This window comes from Paracoccus aurantiacus (genome assembly GCF_007993065.1).
Taxonomy (GTDB): domain Bacteria; phylum Pseudomonadota; class Alphaproteobacteria; order Rhodobacterales; family Rhodobacteraceae; genus Paracoccus; species Paracoccus aurantiacus.
Map to the genome: position 1 here is coordinate 96,953 of NZ_VOPL01000002.1, position 25,492 is coordinate 122,444.

Genomic DNA, 25,492 nt, shown 5'->3' on the forward strand with positions numbered 1-25,492 from the left:
CCAAGCAATTACAGGCAGACAATGGAACAACTCGCCAATGCCGGGCAGCAGATCGACTTTTCGCTGATCGCGCTGTTCATGCGTGCCTCGCTGACCGTGAAGATCGTGATGGTGCTGCTGCTCTTCGCGTCTTTCTGGTCATGGGCGCTGATTATCCAGAAGATCCTGAAGTTCACCGCTGCGCGGGCAGATGCTGCCAAATTCGACCGCACCTTCTGGTCGGGCGAACCGCTGGACGACCTTTATGACCGGATCGGGACCACGCCGAGGGGGGCGCCGGAACGGATATTTTCTGCGGGAATGGGGGAATGGCGGAAATCGCAGGACGATGCGGGCCTGATGATTCCGGGGACGCAAAGCCGGATCGACCGTTCGATGAATGTCGCGATCGGCCGAGAAGAGGCGCGACTGACGCGCGGTCTGTCCTGGCTGGCGACCATCGGGTCCACCGCGCCATTCATTGGGCTGTTCGGCACGGTCTGGGGCATCAAGACCGCGTTCGAACAGATCGCGATCAGTCAGGACACCTCCTTCGCCGTTGTCGCGCCCGGCATTGCCGAAGCGCTTCTGGCCACGGCGCTTGGCCTTCTGGCCGCCATTCCGGCGGTTATCTTCTATAACAAGTTCATCGCCGATGCCGACCGTCTGGGCGCGAATTACGAAAACTTCGCGGACGAGTTCTCGACGATCCTGTCGCGTCAGCTGAACGAGGGCTGACCGATGCAGGTCCAGTCGCGCAACAAGCCCGGACGACGCGGACGAAGCCGTCGCCAGCCTATGGCAGAGATCAATGTCACGCCCTTCGTGGACGTGATGCTCGTTCTGCTGATCATCTTCATGGTCGCCGCGCCGATGCTGACGGTGGGCGTTCCGCTGCAATTGCCGGAAACCGCGGCAAACGCCGTTGCCGCCGAACCGCAGGAGCCGCTGACGGTTTCGGTTCCGCCGGAAGGTCCGCTGATGCTGATGGATGACAGCGTCGAAGAGGATCAGCTTGTTTCGCGCCTGCGCGAGCTGGCCGACAGCGGGCAGTCGCGGAAGATATATCTGCGCGCCGACGGCGCTATCCCGTATTCCCGCGTCGTTCAGGTTATGGGCGCGCTGAACGCCGCCGGCTTCAATGACATCGTTCTGGTCACCGATACCGGCGGGCCACGGATGGACGGCTGATCCGATGCTGGATCCGCTTGAGCAGCAGGAAACGTCCGGGCGCGACCGGGCAGAGCGTGTCGGCCTTTGGGTGTCGGGCGTTTCGCATACGGCGCTGATCCTTTGGGCGCTGATCGGTGGCGCTTTGTTTGCGGCGCGTGACAATGTCCGCGTCGAGACGACCGAAGTGACCACGATCTCGACCCAGCAATTCGAGGAGATGGCAGCGCGGTCCCGAGGCGCCGGGCCGGTCGGGCAGGCCGATGGGGATGCCCCCGTTCAGCCGCAGACGCCCGGCGATACGACCGCGCCACAGGGACCGGATGTCGCGCTTGATGCGCCGACGCCGGACACGAGCGCCGCCGTGCTGCCCCAGCCCTCGGCCACGACCGAGGACGCGCCTGATCTGAGCGATCTTCAGGGCGTGAACCGGCCCGTCGATGTGGCGACGCTCGCCCCCGAACAAACCGCGCCGCCGCAGGAAGATGCGCCGACGGCACCCGTTGCAGAGGCGACGCCGGACACCGCCGTACCCAGTCGCCCCGACGCGCCCCAGCCCGTGGTCTCGCCGCTGGCGCTGACCAGTTCGCGCCGTCCGCCCGAAAGCCCGGACGGGCTGCGTGAGGCCGTGCTTGCCGCGCGCCGCGCCGAGGCTGCGGCCGCTGCCGCCGCGCAGCAGCAGGCGGATGAGGAGCGTCTGGCGACCGCCCTTGCCGCGCGTCAGGCCGAGGAGGACCGGCAGGCGGCGCTCGCTGCCGAAGCGGAAGCTGCGCGGCAAGAGGAGGAGCGTCTTGCCCGCGCGCAGGACGCCGAGGCTGAACAGCAAAGACAGGCCGAGGAGCAGCGCCGTCTGGAACGCGATCGCCTTGCCGAGCAGGAGCGGCAGGCTGAACTTGCACGTCAGGCGGAGGCCGAGCGTCAGGCCGAGGCAGAGCGACAGGCGGAAGCTGAGAGGCAAGCCGAGGCGGAACGGCAGGCGGAAGCCGAGCGTCAGGCAGAGGCCGAGAGACAGCGTCAGGCAGAGGAAGCCCGCCGCGCCGAGGAGGAACGCCAGGCGCAAGAGCAGCGGCTCGCCGAGGAGCGTCGCGCCGAGGAACAGCGCCGGATCGAGGAAGAGCGCCGCGCCGAGGCAGAGCGTCAACGGCTCGTCCGCGAAGCAGAGGCCCGTGCCGCGCAGGAACGTCAGGCTGCCGCAGATGCTGAACTTGCCCGCCGCGACGCGCTTGCCCGACAGCAGGCAGAGGAGCAGCGACTTCAGGAAGCCGCCGCCGCTGCCGAGGAAGCAACCCCGAGTCCGGTCGATGGCAATGCACCCGAAGGCGCAGGCGAAGGCGGCGGATCTGACGTGCTGACGGATGCGCTGAACGAGGCGGGTGCCGCCGCGATCGAGGCGAATGACCTGGACGATGCGCTCGCCGACGCGATGGGCGAGACACGCCCGTCGGAACTGCCCCGTCAAGACGGTGTGGAAATCGCCAGCGTACCGATGACGCAGTCGGAACGCGACGGCTTCCGCGATGCGGTCCAGTCATGCTGGAACCTCTCGACCCTGTCGACCGAGGCCACGGAATCGCGCGTTGTCGTCGGTTTCGCGATGGGCCGCGACGGCATGCCCGACCCTGACAGCTTCAGGATCGTCGGCGACCCCGAGGATTCCGCCAGCCGCCAGCAGGCATTCGAAGCCGCGCGCCGCGCTGTCATCCGGTGCGCGGGTGACGGCTATGATCTGCCCGCCGACAAGTTCAATGAATGGGACGATGTGGAAATGACCTTTACCCCTTCCGGCGTCGAGGGATTTGAATGATTGCGCGGATACGCCATGCAGGTGCGGACAAGGTCACGCACGGATTTGCCGCATCGAAGATCGTGTGCGGACCATGAACAGGCGTGCCGCGATATCGCTGTTTGGCGCGGCGGCGATTGCGCCGTTCGCTGGGTTTGCGCAGGACGCGCCGCTGCGGATCGAGATCACCGAGGGCGTCATGCGGCCGATGCCGCTGGCAATCCGGTTCGAAACGCTTGGCGCGGGCGATCACCCCGATGCCGAAGCGCTGACCAAAGAGATCGAAGACGTTATCGCGGCTGACCTTCAGGGCACCGGACTTTTCGAGATCGCAAAGCCGCAGGACGCGCCCCATGCGGGGTTCGACATGACCGTCGATTACATCGCGTGGAAAGCGACCGACATCGAAGCGCTGGTGATCGGGCAGGTCGCGGTTGGCGACGGCAATGTCACGGTCCGCTTCCGGCTTTACGATGTGTTTGCCGGCCAGCCGCTTGGCGACGGGATTCAGTTCGATTCGCCGCGCGAGGGCTGGCGTCGTGCCTCGCACAAGGTCGCGGACCAGATCTATACCCGCATCACCGGCGAAAGCCCTTATTTCGACAGCCGCATCGCCTTTATCGGCGAAAGCGGGCCCGCGACCGCGCGGGTGAAGCGCGTCGGGGTGATGGATTACGACGGTGCGGATGTGAAATGGCTGACTGCGACGGATGATCTCGTGCTGTCTCCCCGGTTTTCGCCTGACGGGCGCACGGTGCTTTACACAAGCTTCGCAAGCGGCGTTCCGCAGATCATGTCGCTGGACGTCGAAACCGTGTCTGCGACACCGCTGACCAATGATCCGCGCGCAATGAGCTTCGCGCCACGCTATTCGCCCGACGGAACGTGGATCGCCTTTTCCCGCGAGACAGCGGGGAACACGGATATCTGGCTGATGGAGGTCCGAAACCCCAGCTTTGCCAAGCCAGTGACGCGCGGCCCGTCCATTGACACGGCGCCGTCATGGTCGCCGGACGGGCAGCATCTCGTCTTTGAAAGCGATCGTTCCGGGTCGTCGCAGCTTTACGTCATGCGCGCAGACGGGTCCGGCCCGACACGCATTTCATTTGGCGAGGAAGGGGCAAGCTATGGCGAGCCCACCTGGTCCCCGCGTGGCGACAGGATTGCGTTCACGCGCCAGACCGACACCGGTTCGTCCATCGGGATCATGCGCCCCGACGGCTCGGGCGAGCAGCTTCTGTCAGAGCCGGGAAAGGATGCCGGGCCAAGCTGGGCGCCGAACGGGCGTGTGTTGATCTTCACACGCCTTTCCGGCGACGATCAGGTTGCGCAACTGCATTCTGTAGACATTACTGGGCGAAACATGCGACCTGTGGCGCTGAATGACGCGGCTTCGGATCCTGCATGGGGTCCGCTGCTGCCCTGAGGATGAAGGCCGAGGACTCCGATGCGACTGCCCCTGACCCTGATCGCCGCAACGCTGGCGCTGTCGGCATGCAACATGCCGAATGACGCGGCCGTCGTATCGGCGCCGGTCACGGACCCTTACGTGAACGCCGCCGGCGGTGGTGCGGTCTATCGCGGCGATGTCAATGCGCCGGGAACCCGCTTGCCCGGCGTCGATTCGATTGCGCCCGGCACCGACTTCGCGGCGGCAGGAACCACAGTCTATTTCGACGAATCGCAGGCCGTTCTGAACGACGAAGGTCGCGCGACGCTGACCCGACAGGCGCAGTGGCTGACGCAGAACGCCGCCTATAGTGCGGTCGTGGAAGGGCATGCCGACGAACCCGGCACCCGGGAGTTCAATCTTGCACTGGGCGCACGCCGCGCCACTTCCGTGCAGGAATATCTGGTATCCAAGGGGGTCGAAGCCGGGCGTATCCGCACCGTATCCTTCGGGAAGGAACGTCCTGCCTCGATCTGCGCATCCGAAGCGTCATGCCTCGCCCGCAACCGGCGCGCCGTGACCGTCGTCAGCCAGAGCCAGGCGGGCGTCTGATGCGCGCCATCACAGCGGCTGCGTTTCTTGCCGGCATTGGCCTGTGTGCTGCCGCCCTTCCGGCAGGGGCGCAGGACATTGCCATTCCCGACGCCATTGCCATTGATGATGCGACGCTGGCGAACGGGCTTCAGCCCTTGCCCGCGACCGAGGATATCGCCGCCGTCGTCGCAGCCGAAAACGCCGCCGCGCGCCCCGATGTCGATTCCGAAACCCTGGCCGACATGCAGGCGGATCTGCGCGCCGTCTCGGCAGACCTTCAGGGATTGCGCGCCGAACTTCTCGCCTCCGGGGCGCAGGGGTTTGCGGCCGCGGGTGGTGATTCGGCAATCGACCGCATGAACGCAATGGAAGCGAAGATCGCTGCGCTGACCGACCGGACAGAACAGTTGTCCAACCGCATCCGGCAGGTCGTTGCCGACGGGACGAACCGCGTCGGCGACATCGAATTCCGGCTGTGCGAGCTTGACCCGAACTGCGATCTCGGCGCGCTCATGACCGCCGATCTGGGTGGCGGCAATCCCGTTCCGGTGCTGCCCCGCGCTGACGGCGCGCCGCCGACGCTGCCGCCGTCGGAAGTCAGCAGCACGACCCTGCCACCGGTAGAGCCGCCGCCGTCCGAAGTCAGTCCCCCGACAGAGGAGGAGGCACGCGAATTCGCCGAGGCCCGCAAGGCCGTCGAAGCAGAGGATTGGGCTGGCGCGATCAGCAAGCTGGAGCATCTGGTTTCGGCGCATGCAGGCGGCCCGATGACCGCCGATTCGCTGTATCTTCTGGGAATGGCCCAGCAGGGTGGCGGCCAGCCAGACCTGGCGGCTCAGTCCTGGTTGCTCGCGTTTTCAGCCGCCCCCGACGGGCCGCGCGCGCCCGCCAGCCTTCTGGCGCTGTCGCGCGCCATGGTAAGCCTCGGCACGCCCGCCGACGCCTGCCCCTATCTGGACGAACTTGCGCGACGCTTCCCGCAATCGCCCGAAGAAGGCGAGGGCAAGCGTATCGCCGAGGAGGCCGCCTGCGCCACGCCGGATGCTGCGGTTGAAGGCGCTGCCGACTGATCCGAACCGGGCAGAGCTGCCGGCGCGTGCGTTCGCGGCGTTTGACCGGCTTGCCGCTGATCTGAGCAGTCTCGGTATCGCCTTTTCCGGCGGCAGCGATTCGCTTGCTCTTTTGCATCTTGGCCGGGACTGGGCGGCAACACGGGGCGTCCGGCTTGCGGTCGCGACGGTCGATCATGGTCTGCGCCCCGAATCAGGGGCCGAGGCACGCGGCGCGGCGGATGTGGCGCGCGCCCTCGGCCTTGACCACGAGATATTGCACTGGAGGGCGGGCGCAGAGGCTGCGGGAAACCTGATGGCAAATGCGCGCGACGCGCGTGCCGATCTCATGGCCGACTGGGCCGGTCGCACCGGGCTTGATGCTGTGGCGATCGGTCATACCAGCGACGATCAGGCCGAAACGCTGCTGATGCGGCTTGCGCGTGGCGCGGGAATCGACGGGCTCGCCGCCATGTCGCCGCGCCGCTTGGATCGCGGGACGCTGTGGCTGCGACCGCTTCTGGATTTCGGGCGTCAGGAGCTGCGCGACTGGTTGCGCGGTATCGGTGCGGTCTGGGTGGACGACCCGAGCAACGAGAATGAACGATTCGAACGTGTCCGTGCCCGGCGCGCGATTGCGGCTTTGGGCCTGGACCCGGCGGCGCTGTCGCTTTCGGCAAGGCACCTTGCCGCAGCGCGTGACGCGCTTGATGCGGCGCTTTCCCCGCTGATCGCTACGGCCGAAGCGCGCGCGGGCGCGCTGCTTCTGGATCGCACGGGCTTCGACAGCGCCCCGACAGAACAGCGTCGCCGGCTGATCCTTGCCGCGCTGCGATTCGTGAATGGTCCGGGTTATCCGCCGCGCCGCGCTGGCGTCGAACATGCACTTGCCGAACTTTCGCGCGGTGTGCGCGTTACGCTGGACGGTATGGTTCTGGACCCCGGCGAGAGGCTGCTTTTCCATCGCGAACCGGCAGCCACCGCGACGGCCCATTCCGGCGTGGAATGGGATTCCCGCTGGTATATCAGTGGCTTGCAGAATGCCGATTCGGTCGGCGCGTTGGCAAGGGACGTGTCCGCGTTTGACTGGCGGTCTGCCGGGCTGACGCATCTGGAAGCGCAGTCGCTGCCGGCGGTTCGCCGCGCGAACCGGGTTTTCGCACCCTATCTCGCGCCAGAAACGGGTTTGGCGGCGTCGCCGTTACGCGATATAAAGGATTTCCATCGAATCCTGCTTGGGCATTGAACCCAGCCCCCGAATCCCTATTTTCAGGCGAAATCATTTCCCGCCGGAGGACCGCCCTTTGGGTAACGCACGCAACATCGCCTTCTGGGTCGTTCTGTTCCTGATGATCCTCGCGCTGTTCAATCTGTTCAGCGACGGCTCGTCGCAGATGAGCCGTGACCAGATCAGCTATTCGGAATTCGTGAACAAGGTTGACGCGAAAGAGGTCGCGACCGCCACGATTGACGGGGAGAACATTTCGTTCAAAACCTCGGACGGAAAGCAGTTCACGACCGTGCGCCCGCAGGGCGAGGAAATCACCGACCGACTGATCGCCAATGATGTGGACGTGAACGTGAAGCGTCAGCAGCAATCGGGCTTCATGTCGGCGCTGGTGGTCTGGCTGCCTTTCATCCTGCTGATCGGGGTCTGGATTTTCTTCATGAACCGCATGCAAGGCGGCGGCAAAGGTGGCGCGATGGGCTTCGGCAAGTCGCGCGCGAAACTGCTGACCGAAAAGCATGGCCGCGTAACCTTCGATGACGTGGCGGGCATCGACGAGGCCAAGGAAGAACTGGAAGAAATCGTCGAATTCCTGCGCAACCCGCAGAAATTCAGCCGTCTGGGCGGCAAGATCCCGAAAGGCGCGCTGCTGGTTGGTCCGCCCGGCACCGGTAAGACGCTGCTGGCCCGTGCGATTGCGGGCGAGGCGGGCGTGCCGTTCTTCACCATCTCTGGTTCGGACTTCGTGGAAATGTTCGTGGGTGTCGGTGCAAGCCGCGTGCGCGACATGTTCGAACAGGCGAAGAAATCCGCGCCCTGCATCGTTTTCATCGACGAAATCGACGCCGTTGGTCGTGCGCGCGGTGTCGGCATCGGCGGTGGCAATGATGAACGCGAACAGACGCTGAACCAGCTTCTGGTGGAAATGGACGGTTTTGACGCGAATGAAGGCGTCATCATCATCGCTGCCACAAACCGCAAGGACGTGCTGGACCCGGCTCTGCTGCGCCCCGGCCGTTTCGACCGCCAGATCCATGTCCCGAACCCGGACATCAAAGGCCGCGAGAAAATTCTGGAAGTCCACGCCAAGAAGGTGCCGCAAGGCCCCGATGTCGATCTGCGCATCATCGCGCGCGGCACGCCGGGTTTCTCGGGCGCGGACCTGATGAACCTTGTGAACGAGGCCGCGCTGATGGCCGCGCGCATCGGGCGCCGTTTCGTGACAATGGAAGATTTCGAAAATGCGAAGGATAAGGTCATGCTTGGCGTGGAGCGCCGCAGCATGGTCCTGACGCCCGAGCAGAAGGAAAAGACCGCCTATCACGAGGCCGGCCACGCGATTGTCGGCCTGTCGCTGCCGAAATGTGACCCGGTCTATAAGGCCACGATCATCCCGCGCGGTGGCGCGCTTGGCATGGTTGTCAGCCTGCCCGAAATGGACCGGCTGAACTTCCACAAGGACGAGGCCAAGGAAAAGCTGGCCATGACGATGGCGGGCAAGGCCGCCGAAATCATCAAATATGGTGAAGAAGGCGTGTCGAACGGCCCGGCTGGCGACATTCAGCAAGCATCCGCGCTGGCGCGCGCCATGGTGATGCGGTGGGGCATGTCCGACAAGGTCGGCAGCGTCGATTATGCCGAAGCGCATGAGGGCTATTCCGGCAATACGGCAGGCTTCTCGGTATCTGCCGCGACGAAGGAGCTGATCGAGCAGGAGGTTCATGACCTGATCGAGGAAGGCTATCAGACGGCGCGTCGCATCCTGACCGAGAAGGAAGAAGAATTCGAACGCCTCGCCCAGGGTCTGCTGGAATACGAAACACTTACCGGCGAGGAGATCGGCAAGGTCATCCGCGGCGAACAGCTTGGCGGCGACGATGACACCCCGTCCTCTGGCATCCCGCAGATCAGCGCGATTCCGAAGGCAGGCCGTGGCGCGTCGGAAGGCGGCGCGCCGGTCCCGCAATCGTGAAAACGGCTGAAGGCTGAAACGAAGAAACCCCGGCTTCAGGGCCGGGGTTTCTTCAAACTGGCATAAGCGTCAGGCGTCAAAGCACCATCAGCACCGATGCCCCGACGACAAGCGCCAAGGCGAAACCAAGGTTAACAAACACGCCTATCCTTTCCATGGCGTTTCCTTTCATTGCGGCAAGTGGCCGCTTTCACCTTCATCGGTCAAAACGTCTGTCCCTATGTGGGGTTCCGTCACGCAACCGTCAATTTCTGCAGTGCGGCATTATAGCAACGCTTGGCGCTTGACGGCATTGTCGCCAAGCAGGCATGAGTGCACGCATGGTGCATGATGACATTCAGGACATGACGACGCTGCGGTCGCATATCGACGCGCTCGACGCGCGGCTGATCGCACTTCTGGCCGAGCGAAGCAGGCTGATCGACTGTGCGGCGCGCATCAAGTCGCGCGAGAAACTGCCCGCCCGCATCGAATCGCGGGTGGAGGAGGTCGCGGCGCTTGCGCGCAAGCGTGCGGCAGATGCCGGGCTTTCGCCTGATCTGGCCGAGGCTTTGTGGCGGCTGATGATGGAACATTTCATTGCGCAGGAAGACGCGCAGCTTGGGGGCGAAGATGGTGGCAACCCGGATCGACGGTAAGGCATTCGCGGCGAAACTCAGGGACAGGATCGCCGGTCAGGTCGCGGCGCTCAAGGACGAACATGGGATCACGCCGGGCCTGGCGGTTGTTCTGGTGGGCGAAGATCCTGCAAGTCAGGTTTATGTCGCGTCGAAGGGTAAGCAGACCAAGGCGGCCGGGATGAATTCCTATGAACATCGCCTGCCGGACGATGCGTCTCAGGCAGAGCTTCTGGCCCTGATCGGACGCCTGAACGCCGATCCGGCGGTGCATGGCATCCTGGTCCAGCTTCCCTTGCCCAAGCATATCGACGAGGCAGAGGTCATCAATGCGATTGCCGTCAAGAAGGATGTCGACGGCTTTACCACGGCGAATACCGGGCGTCTTGCGACCGGGCAGAAGGCGATGGTGCCCTGCACGCCGCTTGGTTGTCTGATGCTGCTGCGCGACCAGCTGGGCGATCTCTCCGGCAAGGACGCGGTGGTGATCGGACGCTCGAACATCGTGGGCAAGCCGATGGCGGCGCTTCTGCTGGCCGACAGCGCGACGGTGACGGTGGCGCATTCCCGGACAAAGGATCTGTCCGATGTTGTCCGCCGCGCCGATATCGTGGTGGCGGCGGTCGGGCGTCCGCAGATGGTCAAGGGCGACTGGATCAAGCCGGGCGCGACCGTGATCGACGTGGGCATCAACCGAACCGATTCCGGGCTGGTCGGCGATGTCGATTATGACGGCGTGGCAGCGGTCGCGGGCGCTGTGACCCCGGTTCCGGGTGGGGTCGGGCCGATGACGATTGCCTGCCTTCTGGCCAATACGCTGACCGCCTGCTGCCGCGCGAACGGCCTGCCGGACCCGCAGGGGCTGGGATTGTAGGGCTGGCCGTAACGGATGGAGATACTCGCCATCTCGGGCAGTGCGCGCCTCGCCTCTACCAACACGGCGCTGCTGCGTTCGGTCGCGACCCATTCGCCGCCCGATATTCACGTCAGCCTGTTCGACGGTCTTGCCGGGTTGCCGGTCTTCTCGCCCGATCTGGAGGTAGAGCCGCTTCCGCAAGCGGTTGCGGACTTCGTCGCGCGGATTCGGGACTGCGACGGGATCATTCTGTCCTGCCCGGAATATGTGCGCGCCATCCCCGGCGGGCTGAAGAACGCGATTGACTGGCTGGTTTCGCGGGACGAGATCGTCCAGAAGCCGATCGCGCTGATGCATGCGTCGCATCGCGGCGACGATATGTTGATGCAGCTTAGATTGGTGCTGACGACGGTCAGCACACGCTTTGCCGATCAGATCTTTCTTCGATTTGAACTGATGAAGAAATCGCCCGACGAGATCGCATTTCTTTTGTCCCGGTCTGAACACAAGGCCGCGATAGAAAGCTATCTGCACAGGTTTGAGGAATTCTGTCGTGACGAGAGGATGGCGGCCCGTCAGAAATCGACGCAGAGCCCCTTTTTCTCGTAATCGCCGAATCGCACCGGCTCTGGCCCGTCGCGGCCGCCGAGTTCGGGCGGAAGCTCTGTTGTCTTGGCAAGCTTGCGGCGTTCTTCGGCCTCGGCAAGCGCGCGGACGGCCTCTGGCGGCAAATCGCTTATCTCGGTCATGGCGGGCGGCCTTTCATTCGGGTAACAACACGAAATCTAAGGAAAGGGCCGGGTTTGGGCAAGCCGCAGATAAGACAGTCGCACCGCAATGCCGGCGCGGGAAAGCCGCCACCGGATGCCGCACGCAAGGGCGCGCTGCGCCTGATCGCCGGTGTCAGGGACGGTCTGTCGCTTTCCGATCAACCCTCTGCACTGGCGCGGCTGACCCCGCCGGAACGGGCGCGCGCGCAGCGGCTGGCGCTGGCAGTGCTGCGCAATATCGACCGCGCAGATACGCTGCTGGTGCAGCACCTGTCGAAAAAGCCCAGGCCGGATGTGCTGGATGTGCTGCGACTCGGCACGGTGGAACTGCTGGAGATGGGCGAGGCCCCGCATGGCGCGGTGAATGCTGCTGTCGGGCTGGTTCAGACGATGGGGCCGAAAGGGCGCGCTGCATCGGGGATGGTCAACGCAGTCCTGCGAAAAATTGCCGGTCAGTCCGCAGAATGGACCGACCTGCCCCCAGAGGAGATGCCCGACTGGCTGCGCGAGCCGGTCACGAATGCATGGGGAAGTGAGGTGACGCTGGCCATAGAGGCCGCGCATCAGGCGGGCGCGCCCGTCGATTTCACCGCCAAACCGGGCAGCGCTGCGCCCGGCGAAGCGCTGCCGACGGGATCGTTTCGCCTGCGAGACACGGCTCAGATCACCGCATTGCCGGGCTATGCCGAGGGTGACTGGTGGGTGCAGGACGCGGCCGCGGCGATGGCCGTGCGGCTGCTTGACCCGAAGCCCGGCGAACATATCGTCGATCTGTGCGCCGCACCGGGCGGCAAGACGCTGCAACTGGCCGCCGCGGGCGCACAGGTGACGGCGGTCGATATCTCGGACGCGCGTCTGGCGCGGTTGCGCGAGAACCTTCAGCGCTGCGGTCTGAACGCGCAGGTGGTGACAGCGGATGCGCTGGAATGGCATCCCGCGCAGCAGCCCGACGCGATTCTGCTGGATGCGCCCTGTTCGGCCACCGGCACCATTCGCCGACATCCCGACCTTCCGTTGATTCGCGACGGCTCCGCCCTGGACGGCCTGACCGCGCTGCAGGCTGCGCTGATCGACCACGCGCTGACGATACTGAAGCCCGGCGGTCGACTCGTTTTTGCGACCTGCTCGCTTTTGCAGGCGGAGGGCGAGGATCAACTTGCCTTGGCGCTGGAACGCCACCCCGATCTGACGGTGATCCAGCCGCCCGCAGACCTGCAGGACTGGACGACGCCAGAGGGCGGGCTGAGGCTGAGGCCCGATTACTGGCCGGATCGCGGAGGCATGGACGGGTTTTTCATCGCATGCTTGCAGAAACCCGAAGCCAGCCGGTAAATTCGCGGCATGAGCGAAACCGACCGTCCCCACGGCTTCACCCGCCGCCCAGAACCGCAGAGCCTCGGATCGACCCTTCGCGGGCAAGAGATCCTTGACGGCAGGCTGCAACTGACGGGTGCGAGTCTTTCGGGCGATCCTTTCGCGCCGGGCAACGCGGATGGTCTTGGCGACGATCAGCGGGCCGAACTGCACGGCTTTGGCTGGCTTGACGATCTTGCCTCTGTCGGGAATGCCAAGGCGCGGGACATGGCACAGGCGCATGTTCTGGGATGGATAGCTGCGCATCCCGAGGTTCCGTCGGACATTGCGGGCGATCCGGTCTGGCGTGCCGATGTCACGGCACGTCGCCTGCTTCGCTGGATCACGCATTCCGGCCAGATCCTGCCGGGCCTGGACCGCGACAATGCTCAGCCGGTCTTTGACAGCATGCACGCGCAACTTGCCTTGCTGGAGCGCGCAGAGGCGCCTCAGGGTTTGCCGCTTATCGAGGCGCTTTCGGGCCGCGCCATCGCCGCAATGCTTCTGAAAGGGGCCTCAGACAAGGCGCGCCCTGCGCTGCAACAACTGGGCGCGGCGGTCGATGGCAGCATCCGGCAGGGCGCAATGCGCAGCAGATGCCCCGAATCGCTGCTGGGCTGTCTGTCGCTGCTTGGCTGGGTGAAATCGAACGCCGTCGAATCCGGGCTCGCGCTGCCGGACGAGATCACTGCGGTGATCGAGGAAATCGCCCCGGTCCTGCGTGCACTGCGCCACGCCGATGGTGGCTTGCCGCGCTTTCACGGCGGCGGGCGCGGGCCAGCCGGGCGGCTGGATCACGCGTTGAAAGCCGCGTCGGGACCTGCGGTGACGGCTGCGGGCCAGCCAATGGGATTTGCGCGGTTGTCGCGGGCGCGGGCGACGGTGGTCCTTGATGCGGCGTCGCCGCCTGCAGGACCGGCAGCCGCCCATGCCCATGCTTCGACACTCGCCCTCGAATTCACCTCGGCACGGCATCCGATTGTGGTCAATTGCGGTCCGGGGCGCAGTTTTGGCCCTGCCTGGTCACGCGCCAGCCGCGCCACGGCCTGTCATTCGACGCTGTGCCTGACCGGGCTGAGTTCCGCGAAGCTGCTGCCCCCTGACGCGCAGGGAAGCGAGCGTCTGACCCTGTTGCCACAGAAGGTCTGGGCCGGGCGCTGCGATGCCGAGGGCAATCTGCTGCCCGCCGATGAACCGCCCCCGTCCCCGCGCGAACCCGCGACCATTCTGTCGGGCCATGATGCCTGGCAAGGCACGCATGGCCTGACCCATCTGCGGGAGCTTTATCTTTCGCCTGATGGCGATCAGTTCAGCGGCGACGATACGCTGGCCGCACTGGATATTGCCGGACAGGGGCGGCTGGCACAGGTGCAGACCAATATGCCCGACGGGGTCGGCTTCGAAATCCGCTTTCACCTGCACCCGGATGTCGATGCGTTTCGGGACGGCGACGCTGTGCGCCTGCATCTGCCGGGCGGCGAAGAATGGTATTTCAGCCACGACCTCGTGGCCGAATTGCGGCTGGAGCCGTCTGCCTGGCTGGAAACCGGGCTGGCAGAGCCGCGCCCATCGGTCCAGATCGTGCTGGCACACCGCCTCAGCGGCGATGCGGTGCAGATCGGCTGGACCTTCATGCGGGCAGGCGCTAGCTAGGCGCCAATCGAAAGCCGACATCCGCAGGAACCCATGCCGCAAGATATCGTCCCGCTGAAACGCGCCCTCATTTCCGTCTCGGACAAGACCGGGCTGATCGACTTTGCGAAAGGGCTGGATGCCGCAGGGGTCGAGATCCTGTCGACCGGCGGCACCGCGAAGGCACTGCGCGATGCAGGCCTCGCCGTGAAAGACGTGGCCGAGATCACCGGCTTCCCCGAGATGATGGACGGTCGCGTCAAGACCTTGCACCCGGTCGTGCATGGCGGGCTTCTGGCGCTACGAGACGATACGGCGCATCAGGCATCCGCCGAGACGCACGGGATCGGGATGATCGATCTGCTGGTGGTGAACCTTTATCCGTTCGAGGAAACCGTTGCCAAGGGCGGCAGCTATGACGATTGCGTCGAGAATATCGACATTGGCGGGCCGGCCATGATCCGCGCGGGTGCCAAGAACCATGCCTTCGTCAGTGTCGTCGTCGACGTGCAGGATTACGAGCCTGTGCTGAAACAGCTTGATGCTGCGGGCGGCACTGATCTGGCGACACGCAAGCGGCTGGCACAGACGGCCTATGCCCGCACAGCGGCCTATGACGCGGCGGTGTCGAACTGGATGGCGGACGCCGTCGGGGTCGAGACGCCGCGCCGCCGCGCCTTTGCGGGCACGCTGGCGCAAGGGCTGCGCTATGGCGAGAACCCACATCAGCGGGCGGCCTTTTACACGACCGGCGAAACGCGGCCGGGCGTTGCGACCGCCAGGCAGTGGCAGGGCAAAGAGCTGTCATACAACAATATCAACGACACCGATGCAGCCTTCGAACTCGTCGCGGAATTCGACCCTGCCGAGGGTCCGGCATGCGCGATCATCAAGCATGCGAATCCGTGTGGTGTGTCCCGTGCGGATACCGCAGCCGAGGCGTATCGCCGCGCATTCGACTGTGACCGCACCTCTGCCTTCGGGGGGATCATCGCGCTTAATCAGGTGCTGGACGGCGAAACCGCAAAGGCAATTGCCGAGATATTCACCGAGGTCGTCATCGCCCCGGACGCGACTGACGAGGCTCGCGAGGTGTTTGCCGGGCGCAAGAACCTGCGCCTGCTGACCACGGGCGGCCTTCCGGACGCCGCGGCCCAGGGTATTGCGTTCCGGCAGGTCGCGGGCGGCTTTCTGGTGCAGTCGCGCGACAATGGCCGGGTGACGCTGCCCGATCTGAAGGTCGTGACCAAACGTCAGCCCACCGCAGAGGAAATGGCCGATCTGCTGTTTGCCTGGCAGGTCGCCAAGCATGTGAAATCGAATGCCATCGTTTATGCCAAGGATCTGGCCACCGTCGGCATCGGCGCCGGCCAGATGAGCCGTATCGATTCGACCCGTATCGGGCAGCGCAAGGCGCAGGATATGGCAGAAGCGCTTGCGCTTCCGTTGCCCCTGACCTCCGGCTCGGTCGTCGCGTCGGACGCGTTCTTTCCCTTCGCCGACGGCGTCGAGGCGCTTGCCGATGCGGGTGCGATGGCGGTTATCCAGCCCGGCGGCTCGATGCGCGATGCCGAGGTGATTGCCGCAGCAGATGCGCGCGGGGTCGCGATGGTCTTCACCGGTCAGCGGCATTTCCGGCACTGATGGGCAAGGATGTGACAAAACCGGGCGCGGCCAGCCAGTCGAAGGCCAAGCCAAAAGCGACGCCGGGCGCGCGCGCGACGAAAGCCACCCCAATGGCGCCGGTCCCGGTAAGCCTGAGGGTCATGGCCTGGGTCGCGGGCGCGATTCTTCTGGTGGATCAACTGAGCAAATACTACGTCGTTCACACGCTGCGCCTCGACCGCGTGCGCGAGATCGACATATGGCCGCCCTGGCTGAACCTGCGCATGGCATGGAATCTGGGGGTGAATTTCGGCCTGTTCTCATCCTCGCAGGATGTGATGCGCTGGGTCTTGATCGCCGTCGCCCTTGGTGTCTGCGTCTGGGTCTTTCTTTGGGTGCGTCGCGCGCGGCCCGGTCCGTTCGCGCAGACCTCGGCGGGACTGCTGATCGGGGGCGCGCTTGGCAACGTGATCGACCGGGTGGCTTACGGCGCGGTCGCGGACTTTCTGAACATGTCGCTGCCGAACTGGCAGAACCCGTTCAGCTTCAACGTCGCGGATATCGCGATTTTCGCAGGCGCGATCGGCCTGATCCTTCAGCCGCCGCAACGCGGGGACAAGACCCGTGACGTGCCCGAGAAATCCGGCTAGAACGGCTACAACGACAAACGGGGGACCGGAATGCGGGCAATCTGGGCACTGATCGGGGCGGCGGCGATTGCTGGATGCTCAAGCGATCCGCAGCTTCACAATATCGGTGCCGGTCGCGATACGCCGGATGAATTCGCCATCGTTCCGACGCGGGCGTTGCAGATGCCTGCCGACCTGAACCAGCTTCCCGCGCCGACGCCGGGCGGCGGCAATATCACCGATCCGAACCCGCGCGGCGATGCCGTTGCGGCCCTTGGCGGCAATCCGGGCCAGCTTTCGGCGCAGGGTGTTGGGGCCGGCGATGGTGCGCTTATCAGCTATGCCTCGCGTCTTGGCACGGCAGGCAATATCCGCCAGCAGCTTGCGCAGGAGGATGTGGAATGGCGCGCAAACCATTCGCGCCGCCTTCTGGAAACCTGGGCGCGCACGGATGTCTATTACCGCGCCTACGAGGCGATGACGCTGGACAGCTGGGCAGAGGCCGAGCGTTGGCGCAGGGCCGGGGCGCAGACCCCGTCATCCCCGCCGCTGCCGGAATAAGCGTGCGCGCGGGGTGCGCCGCGCGCGTCGATGCCTTGTCACGTCCAGATCACGCCGAGATGAGCCGCCCCGCCCTTGCGTGATGCGGCGCGGGGGCGCAGATTTGCGCCACAACCGGAAACCGGAGCCTGCCATGACCATCCTCAGCCGCGTCGCCCCCTTCGCGCTCGCGATTGCCGCTGCCCCCGCCTGGGCCGAAATGCCGAAAGGGATCAGCCATTTCACGCTGGATAACGGACTGGAGGCGGTCGTGATCGAGGATCACCGCGCCCCCGTCGTCGTGCAGATGGTCTGGTATAAGGTCGGCTCTGCCGACGAGGTTGCGGGCAAAACCGGCCTTGCGCATTATCTGGAACACCTGATGTTCAAGGGGACCGACAAGCTTGCGCCGGGTGAGCTGTCGAAAACCGTTTCGGCGAATGGCGGCACCGACAACGCCTTTACCAGCCTTGATTTCACGGCCTATTTCCAGCGTATCGCCAGTGACCGTCTGCCGCTTATCATGGAGATGGAGGCCGACCGGATGGAGAATCTGCAGGTCGGCGAAGAAGACTGGCAGGCCGAACGGCAGGTCGTTCTGGAAGAACGCGCACAGCGTATCGACAGCGATCCCGCCTCTCTGTTCGCGGAAGAACGCAACGCCGCGCAGTATCTTAACCATCCCTATGGTCGCCCGGTCATTGGCTGGCGGGACGAAATGACAGCGCTGACCCGCGCCGACGCGCTGAAATGGTACGAAGATTATTACGCCCCGAATAATGCCATCCTGATCCTTGCGGGCGATGTCACCCCGGAAAAGGCGCGTGAACTGGCCCAGACCTATTACGGTTCGATCCCGTCAAAGGATGGGGTTGAACGCAAGGCGCGCCCGCAAGAACCGCAGCAGCGCGCGCCGCGCCGTATCGTGATGCATGACCCCCGCGTGCCGCAGCCGCGCATGACGCGCACGGTTCTGGTCCCCGAGCGCAATCCGGGGGATCAGAAAACCGCAGCGGCGCTCAGCGTGCTTGCCGAACTTCTGGGCGGTTCCGCCCAGACCTCGGTGTTGGGGCAGAAACTGATGATGACCGGCAAGGCGCTTTATGCCGGGGCCGGTTACGAGGGATATGCGGTCGATCGCACCAACTTCTTCTTCTCGCTGGTTCCGGCCGAGGGCGAGACGCCAGAGCAGGCCGAGGCGGCACTGGATCAGGTGCTTGCCGATTTTCTGGCAGAAGGGCCGGACCCCACACAGTTGGAACGCATCAAGACCCAGATCCGGGCCGCGAAGATCTATGAACAGGATTCGGCGCATGGTCGCGCCTATCAGTACGGCCAGGGCCTTGCGACCGGCCTGACGGTCGAGGATGTGAACGACTGGCCCGATCTGCTGGGCGCGGTCACGGCAGAGGACCTCATGGCCGCCGCCGATCTGGTTCTGAACAGCACGGCCACGGTCACGGGCTGGCTTTTGCCCGAAGATCCGCCAACTGATCCGGCTGCGACTGACGCACCGCCCGAGGCCGCGCCGGGCGCCGGGCCGCAGCCCGTGCCTTCGGCAGAGCAGGCGCGACCCGTTATCGAACCCGCCGCCGAGGGCGAGGAGATCGCACAATGAGCATGCTACGCGCCATTCCCTTCGTTCTTGCCAGCCTGGTCGCAGTCCCCGCCGCCGCGACCGAGATACAGGAAGTCACGTCCCCATCCGGCATCAAGGCCTGGTTGGTCGAGGATCACTCGATCCCGTTCACCGCGCTGAACATCGCTTTCCGGGGCGGCGCCAGCCTTGATGCGCCGGGCAAGCGCGGCGCGATCAATCTGATGACCCACACGCTGGAGGAAGGCGCGGGCGACATGGACGCCACGGCCTTTGCCGCAGCGACAGAAGATCTGGGTGCCGAAATCAGCTTCGATGTCGGCGACGATGCGCTCAGCGTCTCGTCGAAACTGCTGAGCGACAATCGTGACGAAGGCGCGGCGCTGATTGCCGCGGCACTCAGCACGCCGCGCTTTGACGAAGATGCCGTCGCGCGGGTGAAGGGGCAGGTTCTGGCGATCATCAAGTCCGAGGATACCGATCCGAACGCGATTGCAAGCAAGGCCATGGCGAAAGCGATCTGGGGCAGCAATCCCTATGGCAGCTCGATCAACGGAACGCTCGAATCGGTGTCTCCGCTTGGGTCGCAGGACATGATCGAGGCGAAGAACCGCGTCATCGCCCGCGACCGGGTCATCGTTGGGGCAGCCGGTGACATTACGCCGCAGGAACTGGGCCAGCTTGTCGACCGCATCCTTGCCGATGTGCCTGCGACTGCGACCGCGCCCCTGCCGGGACCGGCGGAGTTTCAGTCGCAGGGCGGGACCGAGCAGATCGATTGGGACAGTCCGCAGACCGTCATTTCCTTCGCGCAGCCCGGCCTGTCGATGGACGATCCCGACTACTTCGCCGCCTTTGTCGCCGATCAGATCATCGGCGGTGGCGGCTTTTCCTCGCGCCTGATGGAAGAAATCCGTGAAAAGCGGGGGCTGACCTATGGTGTCTATACCTCGCTCGTCAACGGGGTTTACGGGGCGAGTTGGCAAGGTGGAATGTCCAGTTCCAATAACACCGCGTCAGAGGCCGTGGAACTGGTGAAACAGGAATGGGCGCGCATGGCGGATGGTGTCAGCGAGAAAGAGCTGAACGACGCGAAAACCTATCTGACGGGCGAATACCCGCTGCGTTGGGATGGCAATTCGAAGATCGCGGGTATCCTGACAGGGATGCAGCTGATCGGCTTGCCGATCGACTATCCCGACGGGCGCAATGCCCGGATCGAAGCCGTTACCGCCGACGACATTGCGCGCATCGCGCAAGAACGTATGGACCCCGAAAAGCTTCAGTTCGTGCTGGTCGGCCGACCCGAATAGGCCGCGCCGGGATTGCCAGACAAGAAAACGCCGCGCGCCTAGGGCTCGCGGCGTTCTTGCTTGTTCCGGCGGTTATCCGGTCACTTCACCTGAACCGCGCCAGACCCGCCAAGTGCCGCACCGGCGACAGCACCGACCGGGCCACCGACGACCGCGCCGGTCGCCGCGCCCGTCGTGGCGCGAGTGGCTGTGTTCGGTCCGCATGCAGACAGCGCCAAGGCGGCACCAAGGACGAGAGTCGTTGCAATTCTTGTCATAGGACTACTCCTGCAGGATGATCTTTGTGTGCAATCGCAGATATAACGAAACACGCCCCCGCCACGGTTCCCGCCGGCTGAAATTGTGAACGCGAATCATTTCCAGTGCGCCCGTGTGATGCTAGATATTGGGTGATGAGCAATCATGACCCCCATATGCGCCCCGTCATTCGCCAGCTTGATGACAGCGTGGCCAATCGCATCGCGGCGGGTGAAGTCGTCGAGCGTCCGGCATCTGCGGTCAAGGAACTGGTCGAGAATGCGTTGGATGCAGGCGCGCGGCGCATCGATGTGACGATTGCACAGGGCGGCAAGGCACTGATCCGCGTGGTCGATGACGGCTGCGGCATGACTGCCGAGGATCTTCCGCTGGCCCTCTCGCGGCATGCGACATCGAAAATCGACGGCTCTGATCTGCTGGATATTCACAGCTTCGGGTTCCGTGGCGAGGCGCTGCCCAGCCTTGCTGCGGTCGGACGGCTTTCGATCACCTCGCGCGCGGGGTCAGAAGGGGCAGAGATCCGGGTCACGGCGGGCCGCGCCGACGCCGTGCGACCGGCTTCGGCCAATCGGGGCACCGTGGTCGAATTGCGCGACCTGTTCTTCGCCACGCCCGCGCGGCTGAAATTCCTGCGCAGCGAACGGGCCGAGACGCAGGCCGTTGCCGAGGTGATGCGCCGGCTTGCCATGGCTGAACCCTCCGTCGGTTTCACATTGCATGACGAGGACCGGCTGATTTTCCGTGCGGATGCGGAACAGGGCGATCTCTTCGATGCGCTTCATGCAAGGCTGGCGCGGGTCATGGGCCGCGATTTCATCGACAATGCCATCCCGATCGACGCCGAGCGTGAGGGGGTGCGCCTGACCGGCTTTGCCGCGCTGCCGACCTATTCCCGTGGGGCGGCTGTTGCGCAGCACGTCTTCGTCAACACCCGGCCTGTGCGCGACAAGCTGCTGACCGGCGCGCTTCGGGCGGGGTATTTCGACACGCTGCCTTCTGGCCGCTATCCGGCGGCGGTCCTGTTTGTCGACTGCGATCCGCATTTTGTCGATGTGAATGTCCATCCCGCCAAAGCCGAAGTGCGGTTTCGCGCGCCGGATGTCGTGCGCGGGCTTGTCGTATCCAGCCTGCGGAACGCGCTTGCCGGGGCGTCCCGTCGCGCTTCTGATACCGTCGGCGCAGCGACGCTGGCGGCCTTCCGGCCAGAACCACAGGCTGCACCCGAACGTGCTGGGCCGCCGCGCTACCAGATGGATTATCGCCCCTCACCCGGCGCGATCAGCATGGCCTATCAGGCGCAGGCCCCGTCCTTCGGCGGTTTTGCCGAGGCGCCGTCGGCCCGTTCTGAAATTCCGGTGGAGAACGCAGCGTCCGACGAAGCGCCGCTTGGCGCCGCCCGTGCGCAACTTCATGAAAATTACATCATTGCGCAGACCGGCGACGGGGTCGTCATTGTCGATCAGCATGCCGCGCATGAACGCCTTGTCTATGAACGCCTGAAGGGACAAGCAGACGCGACAGGTATCGCCAGTCAGGCGCTGTTGATCCCCGAGATAGTCGAACTGCCCGAAGGCGACGCCGCCCGCATCATGGCGGTTGCCGATGAACTGGCGGGGCTTGGTCTGGTCGTCGAAGCATTCGGCGGCGGTGCGGTCGCGGTGCGTGAGGTGCCCGCACTTCTGGGAAAGGTCGATGCGACGGCGTTGATCCGCGACATTGCCGACGATCTGGCGGATCAGGGTGCCTCGGACCGGCTGCGCGCCCGCGTCGATGCGGTTCTGTCGTCGATGGCATGTCACGGCTCTGTCCGGTCGGGTCGGCGTATGACCGCCGAGGAAATGAATGCGCTGCTTCGCGAGATGGAGCGCACGCCCCGCTCCGGTCAGTGCAACCACGGCCGCCCGACCTGGGTGAAGCTTTCACTGCAGGATATAGAGCGACTGTTTGGCCGCCGCGATTGACAGGCTTCGCGCCTTTGCCTGTCGCGGCCGATCCTGCACGTTATGGTGGTTTCTTGCCGCAAAGGGGGCTACAACCCTGCGACGCCCACAGCGATGATGCGGGCATGACGGAAACGCAAAAAAGGCTGCGGGATGAACGAAATCGCAACCATGTCCTTCGAGGACGCGATGAAGGAACTTGAAGGCGTGGTATCGCGGCTGGAAAGCGGCAATGCTTCGCTTGAGGATTCGATCAAGCTGTATGAGCGCGGCGCGGCACTGCGTGCGCATTGCGAGGCCCGCCTGCGCGAGGCCGAAGAACGGGTCGAGAAGATCACGCTGGCGCAGGGCCAGCCGACCGGCACAACCAAGGCCGAGGGGCTGTGATGCTGCAGCAAAGCGATACGCTTCAGGCGCGCATGGAAGAGGTGAAGGCACAGGTCGAGGCAGCGCTGGATGCGGCGATGTCCGAACTGCCCGAGGGCGAACTGACCGACGCCATGCGCTATGCCTGCCTTGGCGGCAAGAAGCTGCGGGCATTTCTGGTGATGGAATCGGCGCGGCTGCACGGCGTCACCGACGCGGCGGCTTTGCCGGTCGCCTGCGCGGTCGAGGCGCTGCACGCCTATAGCCTCGTCCATGACGACCTGCCGGCAATGGACGATGACGATCTGCGCCGCGGCCTGCCGACCGTGCATGTGCAGTGGTCTGAAGCGACCGCGATTCTTGCGGGCGACGCGCTGCAATCGCTCGCCTTCGAGATGCTGACCGACGAGGCGATCGGCGATGCCGGGGCGCGCCTTCGCCTGATCGCGGCGCTTGCTCATGCGGTTGGTGCGGCGGGCATGGTTTACGGCCAGATGCTCGACATCATTGCCGAGGAATCAGAGATCGCGCCCGATATCGCCGGAATCACCCGCATGCAGGTCGCCAAGACTGGCGCGCTGATTGCCTTTTCCGCCATGTCCGGCGCGATCATCGCCGGAGCAGAGACCGAAGGCCTTCGCATCTATGCCGCAAAGCTGGGTCTGGCGTTTCAAGTGCATGACGACATTCTTGACGTGACCGGCGACGAGGAAACGACCGGCAAGCGCGTCGGCAAGGATGCGGGCGCTGGCAAGGCGACCTTTGTATCGGTGTTGGGGCTGGACGCCGCGCGGGCGCGCGAGAAAGAGCTGATCGACAAGGCCGTTGCGTCGCTTTCACCTTATGGTGAAGAGGCAGGAAACTTGCGCGATCTGGCGCGTTTCGTTATCGACCGCCAAAGCTGAAGCCCCGGAAAGGGCCGCCGAAGATGAGCCAAGATCGTCCGAAGACCCCGGTTCTGGACCGGGTCAATCTGCCGTCCGACATGAAGTCGCTGAGCGACCGCGAATTGCGGCAGCTTTCCGATGAATTGCGGGCAGAGACGATCAGCGCCGTTTCCGTGACGGGCGGGCATCTGGGCGCGGGTCTGGGTGTCGTGGAACTGACTGTCGCGCTGCATGCCGTCTTTGACGCGCCGCGTGACAAGATCATCTGGGATGTCGGGCACCAGTGTTATCCCCATAAGATCCTGACCGGCAGGCGTGACCGCATCCGCACGCTGCGCATGGGCGGCGGTCTGTCCGGGTTCACCAAGCGCTCGGAAAGCCCCTATGATGCGTTCGGGGCGGGCCACAGCTCGACCTCGATTTCGGCGGCGCTTGGCTTTGCCATGGCGCGCGAGCTGGGCGGTGATCCGGGTGATGCGGTGGCGGTCATCGGGGACGGTGCCATGTCGGCCGGCATGGCGTTCGAGGCGCTGAATAATGCGGGTCATCTGGGCAAGCGGCTGTTCGTGATCCTGAACGACAACGAAATGTCCATCGCGCCGCCGACGGGCGCGCTGTCCAGCTATCTGACGCGGCTTTACACCGAAGGCCCGTTTCAGGAACTGAAATCCATTGCCAAGGGCGCGGTCGGCTTTCTGCCCGAACCGATCCAGCAGGGCGCGCGGCGGGCGAAGGAAATGCTGAAAGGCATGGCGGTCGGAAGCACCCTGTTCGAGGAATTGGGATTTTCCTATATCGGCCCCGTCGACGGCCACGACCTTGACCAGCTTCTGCCGCTGCTGCGCACCGTCAAGGCGCGCGCTACCGGGCCGGTTCTGATCCACGCGATCACGAAGAAGGGCAAGGGCTATGCGCCCGCCGAAGGTGCCGCCGACCGCGGTCACGCGCGGGGCAAGTTCGATGTCATCACGGGCGAGCAGGCGAAGGCTAAGTCGAACGCTCCCAGCTATACCAGTGTCTTCGCGAAGTCCCTGATTGCCGAGGCGGAACAGGACGACAAGATCGTCGCCGTCACCGCCGCGATGCCGGACGGCACGGGGCTGAACCTGTTCGCCGACCGCTTTCCGCGCCGCACGTTTGACGTGGGGATCGCCGAACAGCATGCCGTGACCTTCTGCGCCGGGCTTGCAGCCGGTGGGCTGAAGCCCTTCTGCGCGATCTATTCGACCTTCCTGCAGCGCGGTTATGACCAGATCGTCCACGATGTGGCGATCCAGCGGCTGCCTGTCCGCTTTGCCATCGACCGCGCAGGTCTGGTGGGCGCAGACGGTGCGACCCACGCTGGCGCCTTCGATGTGGGTTTCATGGCCAGCCTGCCCGGCATGGTCGTCATGGCCGCCGCGGACGAGGCTGAGCTGGTCCACATGGTCGCCACTGCCGTCGCCCATGATGACGGCCCCATCGCCTTCCGCTTCCCGCGCGGCGAAGGCACCGGGGTCGATATGCCCGAACGCGGCACGCCTCTGGAAATCGGCAAGGGCCGGATCGTGGCAGAAGGCAAGCGCGTGGCGATCCTGTCCTTCGGCACGCGCCTGTCCGAAGTCATGGCTGCCCGCGAATCGCTGGTTGCGCGCGGCATCACGCCCACTGTGGCGGATGCCCGCTTCGCCAAGCCGTTGGACCGGGACCTGATCCTGCGTCTGGCCGCAGAACATGAGGCGCTGATTACCGTGGAGGAAGGCGCGGTCGGCGGCTTTGGCAGTCACGTCGCCCAGCTTCTGGCGGATGAGGGCGTGTTCGATAACGGGCTGAAGTTCCGGTCCATGGTGCTGCCCGACACCTTCATCGACCATGACAGCCCCGCCGCGATGTATGCCGATGCCGCGATGAATGCCTCGGACATCGAAGCGAAGGTGCTGGATGTGCTGGGCGTGGCCCGGATGCCCGCCCGCGCCTGACAGACT

24 protein-coding genes are annotated in these 25,492 nt (G+C 64.8%); 22 read left to right on the forward strand and 2 right to left on the reverse strand.

Annotated elements, in window-relative coordinates:
• Positions 1-21: 21 nt before the first annotated feature.
• The 11 genes from tolQ (at position 22) to FQV27_RS06005 (ending at position 11,247) form a co-directional block, all read left to right on the forward strand.
• Entirely contained in the window at positions 22-717 is a 696-nt protein-coding gene (gene tolQ / locus FQV27_RS05955) for a protein TolQ (protein ID WP_147096952.1), read from the forward strand.
• A gap of 3 nt (positions 718-720) precedes the next feature.
• A complete protein-coding gene (locus FQV27_RS05960) occupies positions 721-1,170 on the forward strand; it encodes an ExbD/TolR family protein (RefSeq protein WP_147096953.1) in 450 nt (149 codons plus the stop codon).
• A gap of 4 nt (positions 1,171-1,174) precedes the next feature.
• On the forward strand, positions 1,175-2,953 hold the full coding sequence (locus FQV27_RS05965; protein WP_147096954.1) for a hypothetical protein: 1,779 nt from the start codon (positions 1,175-1,177) through the stop codon (positions 2,951-2,953).
• Between the two features lie 73 nt (positions 2,954-3,026).
• On the forward strand, positions 3,027-4,358 hold the full coding sequence (tolB, locus tag FQV27_RS05970) for a Tol-Pal system beta propeller repeat protein TolB (RefSeq protein ID WP_147096955.1): 1,332 nt from the start codon (positions 3,027-3,029) through the stop codon (positions 4,356-4,358).
• Positions 4,359-4,379: 21 nt separating this feature from the next.
• The gene (locus FQV27_RS05975; RefSeq protein WP_147096956.1) at positions 4,380-4,934 is read left to right on the forward strand and encodes an OmpA family protein; all 555 of its coding nucleotides are present in this window, start codon (positions 4,380-4,382) and stop codon (positions 4,932-4,934) included.
• The gene (locus FQV27_RS05980; protein ID WP_147096957.1) at positions 4,934-5,986 is read left to right on the forward strand and encodes a tol-pal system YbgF family protein; all 1,053 of its coding nucleotides are present in this window, start codon (positions 4,934-4,936) and stop codon (positions 5,984-5,986) included. The genes FQV27_RS05975 and FQV27_RS05980 overlap by 1 nt, the downstream gene beginning before the upstream one ends.
• On the forward strand, positions 5,967-7,211 hold the full coding sequence (gene tilS / locus FQV27_RS05985; RefSeq protein ID WP_246133013.1) for a tRNA lysidine(34) synthetase TilS: 1,245 nt from the start codon (positions 5,967-5,969) through the stop codon (positions 7,209-7,211). The genes FQV27_RS05980 and tilS overlap by 20 nt, the downstream gene beginning before the upstream one ends.
• Before the next feature lie 58 nt (positions 7,212-7,269).
• Positions 7,270-9,165, forward strand: a complete 1,896-nt coding sequence (ftsH, locus tag FQV27_RS05990) for an ATP-dependent zinc metalloprotease FtsH (RefSeq protein WP_147096959.1) — start codon at positions 7,270-7,272, stop codon at positions 9,163-9,165.
• A gap of 320 nt (positions 9,166-9,485) precedes the next feature.
• Positions 9,486-9,803 carry a chorismate mutase gene (locus FQV27_RS05995; protein ID WP_246133014.1) on the forward strand — a complete coding sequence of 106 codons (318 nt, stop codon included), beginning with the start codon at positions 9,486-9,488 and terminating at the stop codon, positions 9,801-9,803.
• Positions 9,778-10,656 carry a bifunctional methylenetetrahydrofolate dehydrogenase/methenyltetrahydrofolate cyclohydrolase FolD gene (gene folD, locus FQV27_RS06000; RefSeq protein WP_147096961.1) on the forward strand — a complete coding sequence of 293 codons (879 nt, stop codon included), beginning with the start codon at positions 9,778-9,780 and terminating at the stop codon, positions 10,654-10,656. Before FQV27_RS05995 ends, folD begins: the two co-directional genes overlap by 26 nt.
• A gap of 15 nt (positions 10,657-10,671) precedes the next feature.
• Positions 10,672-11,247, forward strand: a complete 576-nt coding sequence (locus tag FQV27_RS06005) for an NADPH-dependent FMN reductase (protein ID WP_147096962.1) — start codon at positions 10,672-10,674, stop codon at positions 11,245-11,247.
• Here FQV27_RS06005 and FQV27_RS19115 read toward each other — a convergent pair.
• Positions 11,214-11,387 (reverse strand): DUF1674 domain-containing protein, encoded by a 174-nt coding sequence (locus FQV27_RS19115; RefSeq protein WP_246133015.1) that lies wholly within the window; start codon positions 11,385-11,387, stop codon positions 11,214-11,216. The two genes, FQV27_RS06005 and FQV27_RS19115, sit on opposite strands and share 34 nt — an antisense overlap.
• A gap of 54 nt (positions 11,388-11,441) precedes the next feature.
• On the opposite strand from FQV27_RS19115, the gene FQV27_RS06010 reads away from it, so the two are divergent.
• The 7 genes from FQV27_RS06010 to FQV27_RS06040 all read left to right on the forward strand — a co-directional run bounded on the left by FQV27_RS06010 (position 11,442) and on the right by FQV27_RS06040 (position 20,077).
• Positions 11,442-12,740, forward strand: a complete 1,299-nt coding sequence (locus FQV27_RS06010; RefSeq protein ID WP_342779871.1) for an RsmB/NOP family class I SAM-dependent RNA methyltransferase — start codon at positions 11,442-11,444, stop codon at positions 12,738-12,740.
• A gap of 9 nt (positions 12,741-12,749) precedes the next feature.
• A complete protein-coding gene (locus tag FQV27_RS06015) occupies positions 12,750-14,414 on the forward strand; it encodes a heparinase II/III family protein (RefSeq protein WP_147096964.1) in 1,665 nt (554 codons plus the stop codon).
• 33 nt (positions 14,415-14,447) lie between these two features.
• Complete coding sequence (purH, locus tag FQV27_RS06020; RefSeq protein WP_147096965.1) at positions 14,448-16,037, forward strand: bifunctional phosphoribosylaminoimidazolecarboxamide formyltransferase/IMP cyclohydrolase; 1,590 nt, start codon at positions 14,448-14,450, stop codon at positions 16,035-16,037.
• A gap of 11 nt (positions 16,038-16,048) precedes the next feature.
• Positions 16,049-16,648 (forward strand): signal peptidase II, encoded by a 600-nt coding sequence (gene lspA / locus FQV27_RS06025; protein ID WP_342779872.1) that lies wholly within the window; start codon positions 16,049-16,051, stop codon positions 16,646-16,648.
• A 30-nt stretch (positions 16,649-16,678) separates the two neighbouring features.
• Positions 16,679-17,188, forward strand: a complete 510-nt coding sequence (locus tag FQV27_RS06030; protein ID WP_147096966.1) for a DUF3035 domain-containing protein — start codon at positions 16,679-16,681, stop codon at positions 17,186-17,188.
• A 133-nt stretch (positions 17,189-17,321) separates the two neighbouring features.
• Positions 17,322-18,785, forward strand: a complete 1,464-nt coding sequence (locus tag FQV27_RS06035) for a M16 family metallopeptidase (protein ID WP_147096967.1) — start codon at positions 17,322-17,324, stop codon at positions 18,783-18,785.
• A 2-nt stretch (positions 18,786-18,787) separates the two neighbouring features.
• Positions 18,788-20,077 (forward strand): M16 family metallopeptidase, encoded by a 1,290-nt coding sequence (locus FQV27_RS06040; RefSeq protein WP_186827261.1) that lies wholly within the window; start codon positions 18,788-18,790, stop codon positions 20,075-20,077.
• Positions 20,078-20,157: 80 nt separating this feature from the next.
• Here FQV27_RS06040 and FQV27_RS18835 read toward each other — a convergent pair whose 3' ends face one another.
• Complete coding sequence (locus FQV27_RS18835; protein ID WP_186827234.1) at positions 20,158-20,334, reverse strand: hypothetical protein; 177 nt, start codon at positions 20,332-20,334, stop codon at positions 20,158-20,160.
• A gap of 135 nt (positions 20,335-20,469) precedes the next feature.
• Here FQV27_RS18835 and mutL point away from each other — a divergent pair, with 135 nt between their 5' ends.
• The 4 genes from mutL to dxs all read left to right on the forward strand — a co-directional run bounded on the left by mutL (position 20,470) and on the right by dxs (position 25,486).
• Complete coding sequence (mutL, locus tag FQV27_RS06045; RefSeq protein ID WP_147096969.1) at positions 20,470-22,296, forward strand: DNA mismatch repair endonuclease MutL; 1,827 nt, start codon at positions 20,470-20,472, stop codon at positions 22,294-22,296.
• Positions 22,297-22,428: 132 nt separating this feature from the next.
• On the forward strand, positions 22,429-22,662 hold the full coding sequence (locus FQV27_RS06050) for an exodeoxyribonuclease VII small subunit (protein WP_147096970.1): 234 nt from the start codon (positions 22,429-22,431) through the stop codon (positions 22,660-22,662).
• Complete coding sequence (locus FQV27_RS06055) at positions 22,662-23,546, forward strand: polyprenyl synthetase family protein (RefSeq protein WP_147096971.1); 885 nt, start codon at positions 22,662-22,664, stop codon at positions 23,544-23,546. The genes FQV27_RS06050 and FQV27_RS06055 overlap by 1 nt, the downstream gene beginning before the upstream one ends.
• Before the next feature lie 23 nt (positions 23,547-23,569).
• The gene (gene dxs, locus FQV27_RS06060; RefSeq protein WP_147096972.1) at positions 23,570-25,486 is read left to right on the forward strand and encodes a 1-deoxy-D-xylulose-5-phosphate synthase; all 1,917 of its coding nucleotides are present in this window, start codon (positions 23,570-23,572) and stop codon (positions 25,484-25,486) included.
• Positions 25,487-25,492 lie beyond the last annotated feature (6 nt).

What these genes read in the sequence shown, in the direction of transcription:
- tolQ (WP_147096952.1), top strand. Translation starts at nt 22, where the DNA reads ATGGAACAACTCGCCAATGCCGGGCAGCAGATCGACTTTTCGCTGATC.
- FQV27_RS05960 (WP_147096953.1), top strand. Translation starts at nt 721, where the DNA reads ATGCAGGTCCAGTCGCGCAACAAGCCCGGACGACGCGGACGAAGCCGT.
- FQV27_RS05965 (WP_147096954.1), top strand. Translation starts at nt 1,175, where the DNA reads ATGCTGGATCCGCTTGAGCAGCAGGAAACGTCCGGGCGCGACCGGGCA.
- tolB (WP_147096955.1), top strand. Translation starts at nt 3,027, where the DNA reads ATGAACAGGCGTGCCGCGATATCGCTGTTTGGCGCGGCGGCGATTGCG.
- FQV27_RS05975 (WP_147096956.1), top strand. Translation starts at nt 4,380, where the DNA reads ATGCGACTGCCCCTGACCCTGATCGCCGCAACGCTGGCGCTGTCGGCA.
- FQV27_RS05980 (WP_147096957.1), top strand. Translation starts at nt 4,934, where the DNA reads ATGCGCGCCATCACAGCGGCTGCGTTTCTTGCCGGCATTGGCCTGTGT.
- FQV27_RS05995 (WP_246133014.1), top strand. Translation starts at nt 9,486, where the DNA reads ATGGTGCATGATGACATTCAGGACATGACGACGCTGCGGTCGCATATC.
- folD (WP_147096961.1), top strand. Translation starts at nt 9,778, where the DNA reads ATGGTGGCAACCCGGATCGACGGTAAGGCATTCGCGGCGAAACTCAGG.
- FQV27_RS06005 (WP_147096962.1), top strand. Translation starts at nt 10,672, where the DNA reads ATGGAGATACTCGCCATCTCGGGCAGTGCGCGCCTCGCCTCTACCAAC.
- FQV27_RS19115 (WP_246133015.1), bottom strand. Translation starts at nt 11,387, where the DNA reads ATGACCGAGATAAGCGATTTGCCGCCAGAGGCCGTCCGCGCGCTTGCC.
- FQV27_RS06015 (WP_147096964.1), top strand. Translation starts at nt 12,750, where the DNA reads ATGAGCGAAACCGACCGTCCCCACGGCTTCACCCGCCGCCCAGAACCG.
- purH (WP_147096965.1), top strand. Translation starts at nt 14,448, where the DNA reads ATGCCGCAAGATATCGTCCCGCTGAAACGCGCCCTCATTTCCGTCTCG.
- FQV27_RS06030 (WP_147096966.1), top strand. Translation starts at nt 16,679, where the DNA reads ATGCGGGCAATCTGGGCACTGATCGGGGCGGCGGCGATTGCTGGATGC.
- FQV27_RS06035 (WP_147096967.1), top strand. Translation starts at nt 17,322, where the DNA reads ATGACCATCCTCAGCCGCGTCGCCCCCTTCGCGCTCGCGATTGCCGCT.
- FQV27_RS06040 (WP_186827261.1), top strand. Translation starts at nt 18,788, where the DNA reads ATGCTACGCGCCATTCCCTTCGTTCTTGCCAGCCTGGTCGCAGTCCCC.
- FQV27_RS18835 (WP_186827234.1), bottom strand. Translation starts at nt 20,334, where the DNA reads ATGACAAGAATTGCAACGACTCTCGTCCTTGGTGCCGCCTTGGCGCTG.
- mutL (WP_147096969.1), top strand. Translation starts at nt 20,470, where the DNA reads ATGAGCAATCATGACCCCCATATGCGCCCCGTCATTCGCCAGCTTGAT.
- FQV27_RS06050 (WP_147096970.1), top strand. Translation starts at nt 22,429, where the DNA reads ATGAACGAAATCGCAACCATGTCCTTCGAGGACGCGATGAAGGAACTT.
- FQV27_RS06055 (WP_147096971.1), top strand. Translation starts at nt 22,662, where the DNA reads ATGCTGCAGCAAAGCGATACGCTTCAGGCGCGCATGGAAGAGGTGAAG.
- dxs (WP_147096972.1), top strand. Translation starts at nt 23,570, where the DNA reads ATGAGCCAAGATCGTCCGAAGACCCCGGTTCTGGACCGGGTCAATCTG.